The organism is Brevibacterium sp. BDJS002 (assembly GCF_028201555.1).
GTDB classification, from domain to species: Bacteria; Actinomycetota; Actinomycetes; order Actinomycetales; family Brevibacteriaceae; genus Brevibacterium; species Brevibacterium aurantiacum.
In genome coordinates this window covers 2261482-2274322 of sequence record NZ_CP116392.1, presented here as the reverse complement: position 1 = coordinate 2274322, position 12841 = coordinate 2261482, and the positions used below count along the sequence as shown (strand labels likewise).

13 protein-coding genes and 1 pseudogene are annotated in these 12841 nt (G+C 66.8%); 10 read left to right on the top strand and 4 right to left on the bottom strand.

Going from position 1 to position 12841, the window contains the following annotated elements; all coding sequences use genetic code 11:
- Positions 1-183: 183 nt before the first annotated feature.
- Positions 184-1749, bottom strand: coding sequence for an MFS transporter (locus PGC08_RS10695; RefSeq protein WP_166971837.1), 1566 nt, complete (start codon positions 1747-1749; stop codon positions 184-186).
- A 165-nt stretch (positions 1750-1914) separates the two neighbouring features.
- On the opposite strand from PGC08_RS10695, the gene PGC08_RS10690 reads away from it, so the two are divergent.
- The 6 genes from PGC08_RS10690 (at position 1915) to PGC08_RS10665 (ending at position 6758) form a co-directional block, all read left to right on the top strand.
- Positions 1915-2547 (top strand): TetR/AcrR family transcriptional regulator, encoded by a 633-nt coding sequence (locus tag PGC08_RS10690; RefSeq protein ID WP_166971835.1) that lies wholly within the window; start codon positions 1915-1917, stop codon positions 2545-2547.
- A gap of 121 nt (positions 2548-2668) precedes the next feature.
- Positions 2669-3040 carry an ArsR/SmtB family transcription factor gene (locus tag PGC08_RS10685; protein ID WP_166971833.1) on the top strand — a complete coding sequence of 124 codons (372 nt, stop codon included), beginning with the start codon at positions 2669-2671 and terminating at the stop codon, positions 3038-3040.
- Positions 3037-4134: a cation diffusion facilitator family transporter gene (locus tag PGC08_RS10680; protein ID WP_166971831.1), complete on the top strand. Its 1098-nt coding sequence runs from the start codon at positions 3037-3039 to the stop codon at positions 4132-4134. The genes PGC08_RS10685 and PGC08_RS10680 overlap by 4 nt, the downstream gene beginning before the upstream one ends.
- A 353-nt stretch (positions 4135-4487) precedes the next feature.
- A complete protein-coding gene (locus PGC08_RS10675; protein WP_166971829.1) occupies positions 4488-4883 on the top strand; it encodes an ArsR/SmtB family transcription factor in 396 nt (131 codons plus the stop codon).
- Positions 4880-6331, top strand: coding sequence for a heavy metal translocating P-type ATPase (locus PGC08_RS10670; RefSeq protein ID WP_271708407.1), 1452 nt, complete (start codon positions 4880-4882; stop codon positions 6329-6331). Before PGC08_RS10675 ends, PGC08_RS10670 begins: the two co-directional genes overlap by 4 nt.
- The gene (locus tag PGC08_RS10665; protein WP_271708406.1) at positions 6282-6758 is read left to right on the top strand and encodes an HAD-IC family P-type ATPase; all 477 of its coding nucleotides are present in this window, start codon (positions 6282-6284) and stop codon (positions 6756-6758) included. The genes PGC08_RS10670 and PGC08_RS10665 overlap by 50 nt, the downstream gene beginning before the upstream one ends.
- Positions 6759-7298: 540 nt before the next feature.
- On the opposite strand, the gene PGC08_RS10660 is transcribed toward PGC08_RS10665, so the two are convergent.
- Positions 7299-8318: a PIN domain-containing protein gene (locus tag PGC08_RS10660; RefSeq protein WP_166971827.1), complete on the bottom strand. Its 1020-nt coding sequence runs from the start codon at positions 8316-8318 to the stop codon at positions 7299-7301.
- Positions 8315-8716, bottom strand: coding sequence for an excisionase family DNA-binding protein (locus PGC08_RS10655; RefSeq protein WP_166971825.1), 402 nt, complete (start codon positions 8714-8716; stop codon positions 8315-8317). The genes PGC08_RS10660 and PGC08_RS10655 overlap by 4 nt, the downstream gene beginning before the upstream one ends.
- Positions 8717-9065: 349 nt before the next feature.
- On the opposite strand from PGC08_RS10655, the pseudogene PGC08_RS10650 reads away from it, so the two are divergent.
- The 4 genes and pseudogenes from PGC08_RS10650 to PGC08_RS10635 form a co-directional block, all read left to right on the top strand.
- Positions 9066-9512: pseudogene (locus tag PGC08_RS10650) on the top strand (TrmH family RNA methyltransferase); the annotation flags it as partial.
- 93 nt (positions 9513-9605) lie between these two features.
- Positions 9606-10592, top strand: a complete 987-nt coding sequence (locus PGC08_RS10645; RefSeq protein WP_009881332.1) for an RNA polymerase subunit sigma-70 — start codon at positions 9606-9608, stop codon at positions 10590-10592.
- 67 nt (positions 10593-10659) lie between these two features.
- Positions 10660-11289 carry a maleylpyruvate isomerase family mycothiol-dependent enzyme gene (locus tag PGC08_RS10640; RefSeq protein WP_009881331.1) on the top strand — a complete coding sequence of 210 codons (630 nt, stop codon included), beginning with the start codon at positions 10660-10662 and terminating at the stop codon, positions 11287-11289.
- Between the two features lie 107 nt (positions 11290-11396).
- On the top strand, positions 11397-12167 hold the full coding sequence (locus tag PGC08_RS10635) for a phosphatase (protein ID WP_009881330.1): 771 nt from the start codon (positions 11397-11399) through the stop codon (positions 12165-12167).
- A gap of 43 nt (positions 12168-12210) precedes the next feature.
- Here PGC08_RS10635 and PGC08_RS10630 read toward each other — a convergent pair whose 3' ends face one another.
- Positions 12211-12762 carry a YbaK/EbsC family protein gene (locus PGC08_RS10630; RefSeq protein ID WP_096177774.1) on the bottom strand — a complete coding sequence of 184 codons (552 nt, stop codon included), beginning with the start codon at positions 12760-12762 and terminating at the stop codon, positions 12211-12213.
- Between the last annotated feature and the right edge of the window lie 79 nt (positions 12763-12841).

The following is a 12841-nucleotide window of genomic DNA, read 5'->3' as shown; positions in this document are numbered from 1 at the left end:
CGTCGGTGAGTGTCGGACAGTGTCGATGGTGGTTCTGAGCGTGGTCATCGTGTCTCCTTCGGCGTGGTTCGGCGGCCTCGTCGCGGGGCGGTTCTGCCGTCTTCTCGGTGTACCTATGGCGGGTGTCGGCGTTCGTGTCCGGCGGACTCATCCGTCCGCCGGACACGAAGGGTCGAGGATGCGTCACGACTCCTGAGCGGGTTCCTTCTCGGCGTCGTCGTGGGCCTGCCCGGTGGGGCGGATATGGCGCAGGCCGACGGCGGCGATGATCGCGGCGACGGCAGCGATGACGGCGGAGGTGATCCCGGCGGCGTTCAGTCCGCTGGCGAAGGCCTGTTGGGCCGCGGTCGTCAGTGCCTCTCCGATGTCACCCGGCAGCTGCCCGGCGGCGTCGATGGCCCCGTCGATTCCGGTCTCAGCCGCGGCCGCGGCCTCCGGTGGCAGCCCATCGGGCAGGGAGCCGGCGATCTGACTGCGGTAGGCAGCGATCCCGATGCTGCCGATAACCGCGACACCGAGGGAGATCCCGAGGTCATTGACGGTCGTCGCGAGCCCGGAGGCACCGCCGGCCTTCTCCGGTGGGACCGAGCTCACGACCAGGTCCGTGGTCAGCGCCATGGACGGCGCGACCCCGGGGTAGGTGACGACGAAGCTCGCGATCACCAGCGCGAGGCCGGTGCCGGCATCGAGCTGGGTGAACAGGATGTAGCCGACGACCTGGGTGAGTAGTCCGACGGCGATCACGTTACCCGGCCGGAACCTTCGGGCGAGCATCGGCGAGAGGGTCGAGACGACGATGAGCACTGCCGCGGCGGGCAGGATTGACAGCCCGGCCTGCATGGGCGAGAGCCCCTGGACCTGCTGCAGGTACTGGGTGAACAGCGAGTACACCCCACCCAGCGCCGCGGCCGATAGGAGGAACACCGCAAGTGCTCCGCTGACGGTGCGGTTGGCGAACAGCCGCACGTCAAGCAGGGGCTGGGTCGCGCGCAACTGCCGGATCACGAACCACAACCCGACCAGTGCTCCGGCGATCAGCAGGCCGATCGACGGACCGGCCGGCTCCTGGGTGGCGAAGCGCTTGACGCCGTAGATGATGGCCAGCAGCGAAGCGACCAGGAGCAGTGCGCTGAGCAGATCGATCTTCGCGGTCGGATCCTTGTGCTCCGGCAGCAGCAACGGCGCGCCGATGGCCACCAACGCCATCACGGGCACCGCGACCAGGAACGTCGCCTGCCAGCCGAAGACTTCCAGCAGCAGTCCGGACAGCAGCGGGCCGAGAGCGACGCCGGCGGAGATCCCGCCGGCCCACACGCCGATCGCGACGCCTCGCGCCTTCGGGTCGGCGAAGAGCACGAAGATCAGTCCCAGCGTGGACGGGAGCATCATGGCTCCTCCCACTCCGAGGACGGCGCGCCAGGCGATCATCAGCTCGGGACTGGTCGTCAACGCCGCAGCGATGGACACGATCCCGAACAGGACCGCGCCGTTCACCATGAGCAGCCGCTTGCCGATCCGGTCGCCGAGGACGCCCATCGCGACCAAGAATCCAGCCATGACGAACCCGTAGATGTCGAGGATCCACAGCAGCTGTGCGCTCGTCGGATTCAGGTCGGCGGCCATGTTCGGGGCCGCCAGGAACAGAATCGTCAGCATCATGAACAGCAGGGTCGACGGAATCACGAGGACCGCGAGCCCCCACCATTGCTTCGCCCCGGTCCGGGGTGCAGGTGCATTCGTCTCAGACATGGCGCACCTCCTTGTCTTGCCTCGTCGTTCTCATGGCTGCATTGATCCTTTCGTTCTCGACAGGGTTGTCACGGGCCGGGAGGCCCTCAGCCGAAGTCAAGCATCGGTGTACGACTTCTAACCGCTATACTAGCTCGTATATTCCCGTACGAGTTAGAGGTGGGCATGCCGAACGGCAAGGGCACGGCCGGCACCGGTGAGCAGAGGCCGGTGCGGCAAGGAAAGACGGTCAACAAGCGAGCCGACGCCCAGCGCAACCGGGCGAAGATCCTCGCTGCGACTCCGGACGCGCTCCGGAAGGACCCCGATGCCTCCGTCGCCGACATCGCCGCCGAGGCGGGCGTCGGTCGGATGACCCTCTATGGGCATTTCAAGACGCGTGCCGAGCTCATCGACGCAACGCTGGCCGACAGCCTCGAGGGGGCTGAAGCAGTCCTGGCCGACGTGCCTCTCGACGGCGATCCGGGTGAGGCATTCGAGGCCCTGATCACCTCGAGCTGGATGCTCCTGGAGCGCATCCGCGCCGTGCTCGTGGTGGCTCAGCGCGAGCTGCAGCCGGCCCGCATCCGCGAGATGCACGAGAAGGCCGAAGCTCGGATGCGGGGGCTTCTCGAGCGCGGTCAGCGCGAGGGCGTCTTCCGTGCGGACCTGCCTGTCGACTGGCTCCTCGCGGTCACCCACCTGACCATGAACGCCGCAGCCGAAGAAGTCACGGCCGGCCGGCTCGACAGAGATGACGCGGCCCGCGTCATCGTCGTCACACTGCGCTCCGCTTTCGCCGCCAACGATCGCGTCTGACTCGCCGGATCGATAGCCAGGGCACCTCGTCACCCTCTCGAGCTGAACGCGGGGCGTCCGGCGGCGTCTCGTGCAGCACTCATCGATGCGGACTTACGTTCGAGTATGCAATAATCTGCGTATGGACGCAGATAAGCAGATGTGCAGGATCGGCCCCGACAACCAATACGTGGAACTTGCCGTTGAGGTGTTCGGGCTCCTCGCCGACCCGACCCGGGTCCGGATCGTCCTTGCGCTGCGCCGCAGCGACGAGCTGTCGGTGAACCATCTCGCCGAGAGCGTGGGCAAGTCGCCAGCCGCGGTGTCGCAGCACCTGGCGAAGCTGCGGATGGCCCGGATCGTGTCGACCCGGCGGGAGGGGCAGCGGGTGTTCTATCGGCTCGAGAACGAACACGCCTCCCAGCTGGTATCAGATGCGATCTTCCAGGCCGAGCACTCCGTCGCCAACGGGCAGATCCCGGCCCATCACCACGACGAACGAGCAGAAGCATGACCGAACACAACCACGCCCATCCGCACGCTGACCACGAGCAGGAGAGCGGATCGTCCGCGCACGATCACGCGGACCATGATCACAGCCGGAACCACGGCCATTCCCACGGAGACGGCCACTCCCATGACCACGGCGAGCACGGTCACTCCCACCCGACGGGGTTCAAGGGATTCCTATACGGGATCTTCGTGCCGCACTCCCACGACGCCGCCGACTCGATCGACGACGCGATGGAAGCCCACTCCGAGGGAATCCGCGCGCTGAAGATCAGCCTGGTGCTCATGCTTGCCACGACCGTGCTGCAGGCCGTCGTCGTCTCGTTCTCCGGATCGGTAGCGCTTCTGGCCGATACGATCCACAACCTCTCCGACGCCTTGACCGCGGTGCCGCTGTGGATCGCGTTCGTGCTGTCTCGTCGGGTCGCGACGCGGAAGTACACCTATGGTTTCAACCGGGCCGAGGACCTCGCCGGGCTGTTCATCGTCCTGATGATCGCCCTGTCCGCGGTCATCGCCGCGTGGGAGGCGATCGACCGCATGCTCAACCCTCGCCCGATGGAGAACATCGGCTGGGTGATCGCCGCCGGCATCATCGGCTTCCTCGGTAACGAGGCGGTCGCGGTCTACCGCATCCGCGTGGGCAGGAAGATCGGCTCGGCCGCCCTGGTCGCCGACGGCATCCACGCCCGCACCGACGGGTTCACCTCACTTGCCGTCGTCGCCGGTGGCATCGGCGTCCTCTTGGGCTTCCCGCTGGCCGACCCGATCGTGGGCCTGCTCATCTCGGCCATGATCGCGGTGCTGCTGGTGGGCACCGTGCGCTCGGTCGGCCGACGGTTGATGGACGGCGTCGAGCCGGAACTCGTCGAACGCGCCGAGCGCGCTCTGGAGCATCTGGCCGAGGTCGAGTCGGTGGAACGGGTACGAATGCGCTGGGTCGGGCACCGCCTCCACGGCGACGCGCTCGTCCGCACCTCGGCGACGAGCCTTGCCGATGCCGACCGCCTGTCCGCGGAGGCAGAGAGCTCGGTGAAGCGGCACATGCCGAACGTGGACGAGATGGCCGTGCGGGTGACGGCGTCGGCGGTTAGGTAATGTCACTCCCGCCACGCCGCCGCGCTCACATGCGCCGACTGTGTGGGACCTCCAACAATGTGTTGTGCGTGGACACACCCGATCGGGCCGGGAAGGCATGTATGACGAAGGGGAGTAGCACCGCCGGGACGTCGGTCTCCGACGCATTGCGGGAGTGCCAATCCAGCTGGCTCTTCGGGCAGTCGGGGGCCGTCCGTGTCCTCCCGACTGCGAACAGCGAACGGTCGCCGCAGCCTCCGGAGTGATCGTGGGCTGCCATGAACTGCCACTCTTCCTGGTAGCCGACAGTTGCTGACCGTCCGAAAGTCGGCGGTCTGGTTGCGCAGGAGTGTCACCTACCTTAGAATCTAAGCATGAGTGAAGATACGAAGAAGTGCACGTTGAGCCCGGACAGCCAGTACGCCGATTTCGCCGCCGAGGTGTTTACACTGCTCTCCGACGCGACTCGGGTGCGGATTGTCCTGGCGCTGCGCGAGTCGGAGAAGTCGGTGAGCGAGCTGGCCGAAGAGGTGGGCAAGTCGCCGACGGTGGTCTCCCAGCACCTGGCGAAGCTGCGGTGGGGCAAGATCGTCGCCGCCCGCCAAGAGGCCAATCGCGCGTTCTACAGCCTCATCGACGAGCATGCCCGCGAGCTCGTCGCGCACGCGGTGTTCCAGGCCCAGCACGTCGTCAACTCCGCCCCGGCCCATCACATGGCGACCGACGGGACCATCACCGCCGACACTGATTCGCAAGAGGCCGGGCGTTGATCGGCAAGACCGAACTCGAGGCGGTCGACGCGCCAGCCGCAGGACCGTCGGGTGCGAGCCTGTGGCGGCGCATCGACCGGGCCGACCTGGCCCGGACGCTGTTCGTGGCCGCCTGCGCGGTCGCGGTCGCCCTCGGGTTGACCTGGCCATGGCCGGCGGTCCCGATCGTGGCGGTGGTCGGGATCGTGGTGGGCTGCTGGCCGATCGCCCGGGAGGCGTTCGAGGACATCCGGCACCGGCGGATGAGCATGGAGGCCTCCATGCTCATCGCCATTGTCGCGGCGGCCGCGATCGGGGAGTGGACCACCTCTCTGGTGATCACCGCGTTCGTCCTCGCCGCGGAGATCCTCGAGGACCTCTCCATGGACCGCGGACGAGATGCCCTAACCGATCTGATGTCGTTCCTGCCCGAGACCGTGCAGGTCCGCCGGAGCGACGGCACCGCCGAGGTGTCCCTGGCCGAGGTGACCGAGGGGGACACCGTCGTGGTCGTGCCGGGCGGCCGGATCCCGGTCGACGGCACCGTGATCGCGGGCCAGTCGACGGCGGACCAGTCGCGGATCACCGGCGAGCCGCTGCCGGTCGACGTCACGGTCGGCGACGAGGTCTTCGCCGGGTCGATCAACCAGGTCGGCGCGGTCGAGGTCCGGGCCGAGCGGGTCGGCACCGACTCCTCCTTCGGCCGGATCATCGAAGCAGTCAAGGAGGCCCAGTCGAGCGAGCCGCCGGTGCAGCGGCTGGCGGACCGGCTGGCGGCCTGGCTGGTCTACCTCGCCCTGATCGGCGCGGCGATCACCTTCCTGGTCACCCGTGACCTGACCTCAACCATTTCGGTCGTCGTCGTCGCTGGTGCCTGCGGCATCGCCGCCGGCACGCCGCTGGCCGTGCTGGCCGCGATCGCGCGGATCGCCCGGTCCGGGGCCTTCGTCAAGTCCGGCGCGCACCTCGAGGCGCTCTCGACGGTCGACACCGTGGTCTTTGACAAGACTGGGACGCTGACCACCGGCGCACCCGCCGTCGTCGACGTCCGGACCGCTGACGGCACCGACCAGGCCGGCCTGCTGGTGCTCGCCGCCGCGGCAGAGTCCTACTCCGAGCACCCCCTCGGGCAGGCCGTCGTCGACCACGCCCGCGCCCAGGGCCTCCCAATCGGCCCGTGCGACGATTTCGTCTACCTGCCCGGCCGCGGGGTCACCGCCAAGGTCGCCGGCAAGGCTGTCGCGGCCGGCAACCGCGCCCTGGTCCCCGACGCCCCGGAGGCGGTCGAAGGCCAGGGCACCGCCACCGCCGTCCACGTCGGCATCGACGGCGCTATGCGGGCACGGTACTGCTGGCCGACACCCTCCGCGAGAGCGCGCAGGCCGCCGTGGCCGAGCTGCGCCGCCGCGCCTGCGGACGATGATGATCACCGGCGACCAGGAGGCGACCGCCCAGGCCGTCGCCGCTGAGCTGGGTATCGACGACGTGCGGGCCGGCCGCCGCGGACGAGAAGCTCGCCGCGATCGACGCCGAGCGAGCCGCCGGCCGAGGGTCGCGATGGTCGGCGACGGCGTCAACGACGCCCCGGCACTGGCCCGCGCCCAGGTTGGCGTCGCCATGGGCTCGGGCACCGACATCGCCCGGGAGTCCTCCGACGTCGTGCTCATCAGCTCCGACCTCGACGACCTGGTCCGCACCGTGCACGTCGCCCGCCGTGCCCGCCGGATCGTGATGTTCAACTTCGTCGGCACCATCGCCGTCGACCTCGCCGGCATGACCCTGGCCGCCGTCGGGCTGCTCTCCCCGGTGGCGGCGGCGTTCATCCACGTCGGCAGTGAGACCGCGTTCATCCTCAACTCCGCCAGGCTGATTCCGGGACGGGCGCGACGTCGATAAGACCGCGCGGTCAGGGGCTTTCTCCACCGCCCCATGCGGCCTGCAGCGGTGCGTCTCGCAGACATCTTCTGAACGAGACGGAACTTGGTCCCGGCTCTTGGCTGGAGATCGAAGTTTGAAACCGTGTCCCCCGAGATGCGTCGTCTGGGAACGACATGACGAAACACTTGATGATGCCGAAGGGTAGTCGAGCAGAGTCTTTCCTGCTCCTGAACCTTCTCGATTCCGCTGGCTCCGACCCCAAGCCTGGGTCTCATGCACTTGTGGCGACCGCAGCATTTCCCCTTGTCGCTGGAGGTAACATCACAGCCTCATGCATTACCAGGTCCTTCACCGTGCACCGTGTCACCACCCTTAAGTGTGAACGTGACGCTGACATCGTAAACGAGGAGAATCTGGCTCTCGACGGCTGCCCATTGACGGCGAAATTGGGCTCGGACGGGCCGAAGGTCATCCCCAGAACTGCGAAAGACCGACAATCGTCGGTCGGCGACGTTTAGCGTTTCGTGCACGAGCCCGACGACAGCGCCATCCCCTGATCTATGCGTCGCCGACGATGTCCTTGGCGGCCAGGAGCGCCGGGCCGAGGCCCCACACCCGCCACGTACGGTCGTCGAGCCTGACAAGGATGAGAAAAGTGACTGTCGTCGCGTAGGCGGCGAACGCCTGCGCGGTGGCGGCGACTTCGGGGATGAAGCGCATGAACGCGATACGGTCTGGTTCGTCGACGGCGCGGATCACTCTTGACGCGAGCGACTTGTCGGCGAGCATGTCGATGGCCCACTGGTAGTCGCCCCACGCTCGGGGCACGAAGGTGAGCCCGCGCGCCACGTCGGGTTCTTCATCGAGCACGGTCCACCACTGGAGCGCGACCTGCGCGGGGTCGGTCAGGTCTCCGGCCTCACCGAACGCGGCCACGGCCTCGTCCTGGTCGGCGCTGACTAGCGCCGTGATCGGCGAGGTGGGCTCGTCGGGACTCTCGTCGCGGGAGCGGATTTGATCGGCGGCCAGGTTGGCGAAGATCGGCACCGTTCCGGTCAGTGATGCGAGGAAGTCCGTGGCCGTCTGCGCTGGGTTCCTCAGGTCGGCGCTGCCCCGGCGCAGGGCCTCGACGACCCCGACGGGGTCCTCGGCGAGCAGGCCGGTCAGGAACGTGTCCGGGTGGAGGGCATCGACCTGCAAGCCGCTCGTCGAATCCGGCGGGAAGTCCTTGAGGTTGAACGTCACGAGCGTGTCGGCTTCCGCACGCACGGCGGCGGCGAGCACGTGGCGGTCCTTAGGGTCACAGGTCATGTCCGCGATCAGATGCTCGAAGTCGTCGACGAGTGCGGCTTCGCCGAAGGCATCACGCATCGTGCGCACGCGGTGGGCGGCCTTCTCCCCGCTGATGCCGAGCTTCGGGAGGTTGCGTTGAACCTCATCGAGGATCTGGTCCGACCAGAGCAGTTCGAAGATCCCCGCTTCGGATAGCCACAGCAACGTTGTCGCCAGTCTGATCGGCACCAGTGCGCACGCATCGAGGACGGCGACTCGGATGTTCCCCGCTGGTGCGTCGCTCACCGGGTCTCGATCACCCGGTCGGCGGGTGTGTCCTCGGTAATGTCGCCGGCGAGCTTGGCCATCGCCGAGCGCCTCCGCGTCTGGGTAACCGCCTGGTAACGAGCCAGCTCTGCCACCGGGATCCGCCGGTGCACGGCGCTGGTCTCCGCTCGCATCTCGCCACGGTCGACCAACCGCACCACGGTCATTCGACTGACGCCGAGCAGTGCGGCCGCCTGGCTCGTGGAGATCGTCGCCTCGGCCGGGAACACGACCGCGTCGTCGCTGGACTCGAGCACGTCGACCAGCCGGGCGAACGCCGCGCGGGCGCTGTCCGTGACCTCCGGCGCGGCGCGTAGCGCCTCGTCCACCGCATCGCGCAGCTGCGATGCCTTGTCATGCGTGATTGCTCCAGCCATGTCCTTATTCTACGCCATCAAACGCTCAAAACGCACAGGGATAATGGCGTGCGATCTCGGTTGGGACGGTCGAGCCCGCAGTCGGCGAGACGGTCCATCAGCGCGTGCAGCGACATGGGCGACTTGTCGTAGCGCAGTGTTCCGCAGGGTCGCAGCGGTGGAACACGCGGCGCAGGTCATCGCTGCTCCTCCCGGCCTGGGCAGAGAAGATCTCCGAAGTGCGCTTCGTGGTTGGTTCGGGAGCGAGCAGCCTGCGACGATAGTGGTATGCAAAGTGAACAAATCGCCAGAATTCGCACGTCACATGGGTCCCTCCGATAGCCAGCCCTCCTCCGCCGGCAGAGCGCGTATTTTGGAACACCCGACGAACGTGGGCGCGATCTTCCGATCCGCCGCCGCGTTCGGCGTCGATGCCGTCCTGGTCACGCCGAGGTGCGCCGATCCTCTCTACCGGCGTTCCATCCGAGTCTCCATGGGCACGGTGTTCCAGGTGCCGTGGACGCGGATCGAGTCCTGGCCGGCTGGAGTCGACTCATTGCGTGAGCTCGGCTTCCATGTCGCAGCTCTGGCCCTCGAACAGGATTCGGTGGCCATCCGTGATTTCGCTGCGAACGCTCCCGAGCGCACCGCCATCGTCTTCGGCACCGAGGGCGACGGTCTGCGCCGCTCGACGATCGCCGCCTGCGATTCGACGGTGATGATCCCGATGTCAGGGGGAGTGGACTCACTCAACGTCGCAGCCGCGTCGGCGGTGGCCTGCTTTGCTCTGCAGACGGAGCCTGAAGCTGCTCTCTGAGGTCGAGCCTCACGCCACACCAACTGCACAAGCGCCATCCATATCCTTGCTCAATGATGGTCACTCGCCCCGGTTTCGTGTGATGATGTCGGTGTGAGCACAGACGCACCGCTGAGACCAACGGTCGATGATCTCGAGGAACTGCGTATTCGGCTGACTGCCTACTGCTACCGAATGCTCGGCAACGTGGCGGACACCGACGACGCAGTCCAGGAGACGATCCTGCGGGCCTACCGCTCCCTTGAGAGCTATGACCCGCAACGGGCGACGCTCTCTACCTGGGTGCACCGGATCGCGACCAATATCTGCCTGGATCTGCTGCGCGGCGCACGTCGCCGGTCCAGGGCCACCGACCTGGGCCCTGCGCGGACAGGCACCACGTCTGCTGATTTGGGTGCGCCGCTGTCAGCCGATCACTTCGTCGAACCGATCCCTGACTCCCGGGTGATCTCGGCCACCGACCCGGCCGAGATCGTCGAACAGCGTTTGAGCGTGCGCTATGCCTTCATCGCGGCTTTGCAGCGTCTGGCACCACGGCAACGCGCGGTGCTCCTGCTGCGTGAGGTTCTCAGCTTCAGCGCCGAGGAGTCCGCGCACATCATCGGAACCACGGTGCCTGCCGTCAACAGCGCCCTGCAACGGGCACGAGCACGCTTGGCGAAGTCCCCACCAGAGACAACAGAGGTCTTCGACCCCACCGACGCCCGGCAGAGGCAACTGCTCGATGACTATGTCAGCGCCTTCGAGGCCCACGACATGGTCGCGCTCCGGCGTCTGTTGCGTGAAGACGCTCGGTCCTCGATGCCGCCGTTCGCCTGGTGGCTCGAAGGACGAGAGACCATTCTTACGGTCATGGGCGCAGCCGATGCCTGCGACGGTGACCGACTCATTCCCGTGCCGATCAACGGCAGCCCAGGCTTCGGGCAGTACCGGGTCGGCAGCGACGGTGTGCCGCGTGCCTTTGCGCTGCTCCTCGTCGAGGTGCGAGAGAACACGGTGTCCCATCTGGTCACTTTCCTCGGCAGCCAGGGACGATTCCGCGAGTTCGGCCTCCCAGAGAGTGTGGACCCCACTGCCTGAGACGCTCGTCTGAAAAGAATTTCGTCGTCGACCGATGAGTTCGCACCCGGACCTGCGTATAAGAAGTATGAACCCAAAGAAGAACACACATCCCTCCGCTGAACTCATCCGCGACGAGACCTTCGCCGAGCGCGCCCGCGTGGTCGACCTGCTTAACGGACTCGACTCACACGACTGGTCGGCACCTTCGCTGTGCACCGGGTGGCGGGTCAGGGAAGTCGTCGCCCATATGACGATGGCCTACCGACACAGAGGTCTCCGTTTCCTTCTGGGCCTGGCCAGACGTGGATTCAGGTTCAACGACTTCGCCGATCATCTCGCCCACGAGGACACGAACACACTCACGAACGCCGACCTCCTGGCCGCGCTGAGAGAGAATATCCGCAATCCATGGAGACCACCCGGCGGCGGTCCGGTGGGAGCCCTCAGCCACGACGTCATCCACGGCCTCGACATCACGGAGCCTCTGGGACTTGCATCGGCACCCGCAGAACGGATCAGACTCGTACTCGAACAGGCAGGGGAGAAGAACCTCGCCTACTTCGGCACGGATCTCACCGGTGTCAGACTCATCGCCGAGGACGCAGAGTTCAGCATGGGCACCGGCCCGCGCGAAGTGCGGGCGAGCGCCCGGGAGATGCTGCTGACGGTCACGGGGCGCCGACCATTGCGGGACCAGAGCCCTCCACGGCGCTGACCGGGGGCGAGACCGGCTGTGGGAGACTGGAGACAGACATTGTCCTGCCGTTTTCATGACCATTTTCGTCGTGACTTTGGCGCACGTGACCGCACAAGAGGAGACCAGTGGACCGCACCACACTCGCCCACGCCCTGGAAGCAGCTCGCATCACCGGTGAGGTGGGAACACCCCGAGAGAACAACCTCTCCCACATCCACCGGTTCCTCGCACAGGAGAAGCAGTTCGACTTCGGTGTCGAACTCACCCGCGATTGGGACTATGACTCCGTGTTCGCTCTTATGGTCGACCGGTGCGGGCTGCGTCCCGAAACGGACTTCGTCGAGGGTGTGGACACGATTTCGACGCAACGCTGCATCGATGCCCTCGAGCGTGTAGCCGTGGCTATCGGCGAGGTCACTCGTGCCGGGGGAGAGATACTCTTCGCCACCGGTCATCCCGCGGGCCTGCTTCCCGTGCACATGGCCATCGCCGCGGCCGCTGATGCCGGCGGCGCCACAATCATGCACCAGGCCAACGCCGTTCCGGTTCCGGGACTCGGCGGCGACTGCCGGCAGATCAACCGCGTGTGGACCTGGCACCAGCACGGTGGGACCCCGCACACTCACCTCGCCGAACCCATGCACGCACTGCTGGATGACATCACTTGCCGAGGTGGCGCCGCCCCCGACCTGATCGTGGCCGATCATGGGTGGGCAGGTGCGGCCTCGACACGGGGACTGCGCACGCTGGGCTACGCGGACTGCAACGATCCGGCCCTCTTCGTCGCCGAGGCGCAGAGAGCCATCGAGGTCACCGTCCCTCTCGATGACGACGTCGTGCCCTACCTCTACGAACCACTCATCGACTTCGTGCTCGACAAGGCAGGACTGAGCTGACCGACGACCTCAGCTGACCGACGACCTGAGCTGACCGAGAATCTCAGCTGATCTCGTTCGCGAGACCCTCGACCACCTCGGCGGTGGGAAGCGATGCCAACGCCGCACCGGAGAGGATGAGCTTGGAACCACGGATGCCTGAACCGATGATGAGCTCTTTGGCCTCGGCGACGCGTGAGTCGATGAGGATCCGGTAGTCGGCAGGCAGACCGATGGGCCCGATGCCGCCGTACTCCATCCCCGATTCGCCGACCGCACGGTCCATGGGCAGGAACGAGGCCTTGCGCACGTCGAGGAGTTTCTTCACGCGCTTGTTCACATCGGCACGGGTGTTCGCGAGCACCATGCAGGCGGCGATGCGCTCCTCACCGGCGCGCGAACCGGCGACGAGAACACAGTTCGCCGAGGTTTCGGGTCCCAGCCCGGTGGCATCGAGCAGGGCGGCTGTGTCGGCGATCTGCGGATCGATGGCGAACGCGTGGACCTCGCCGGCGATCGACGACAGCGCCTCGGCGGTCGATGCGGCCATGAGGTCGGGAGCGGTTGCGGCGGGCGTGAGGTCGAATTGCGCGGAGATGCGTTCCTTGGTGTTCATGGCCACAGTTTAGGAGACGGTGCGGGAATCGCTTTGGGCCGGTCCATCAGATAGACTGGACTGTCGCTTCGTGTCCGGT

What these genes read in the sequence shown, in the direction of transcription:
- PGC08_RS10640 (WP_009881331.1), top strand. Translation starts at nt 10,660, where the DNA reads ATGAACCCAAAGAAGAACACACATCCCTCCGCTGAACTCATCCGCGAC.
- PGC08_RS10655 (WP_166971825.1), bottom strand. Translation starts at nt 8,716, where the DNA reads ATGGCTGGAGCAATCACGCATGACAAGGCATCGCAGCTGCGCGATGCG.
- PGC08_RS10690 (WP_166971835.1), top strand. Translation starts at nt 1,915, where the DNA reads ATGCCGAACGGCAAGGGCACGGCCGGCACCGGTGAGCAGAGGCCGGTG.
- PGC08_RS10680 (WP_166971831.1), top strand. Translation starts at nt 3,037, where the DNA reads ATGACCGAACACAACCACGCCCATCCGCACGCTGACCACGAGCAGGAG.
- PGC08_RS10630 (WP_096177774.1), bottom strand. Translation starts at nt 12,762, where the DNA reads ATGAACACCAAGGAACGCATCTCCGCGCAATTCGACCTCACGCCCGCC.
- PGC08_RS10675 (WP_166971829.1), top strand. Translation starts at nt 4,488, where the DNA reads ATGAGTGAAGATACGAAGAAGTGCACGTTGAGCCCGGACAGCCAGTAC.
- PGC08_RS10695 (WP_166971837.1), bottom strand. Translation starts at nt 1,749, where the DNA reads ATGTCTGAGACGAATGCACCTGCACCCCGGACCGGGGCGAAGCAATGG.
- PGC08_RS10685 (WP_166971833.1), top strand. Translation starts at nt 2,669, where the DNA reads ATGGACGCAGATAAGCAGATGTGCAGGATCGGCCCCGACAACCAATAC.
- PGC08_RS10665 (WP_271708406.1), top strand. Translation starts at nt 6,282, where the DNA reads ATGATGATCACCGGCGACCAGGAGGCGACCGCCCAGGCCGTCGCCGCT.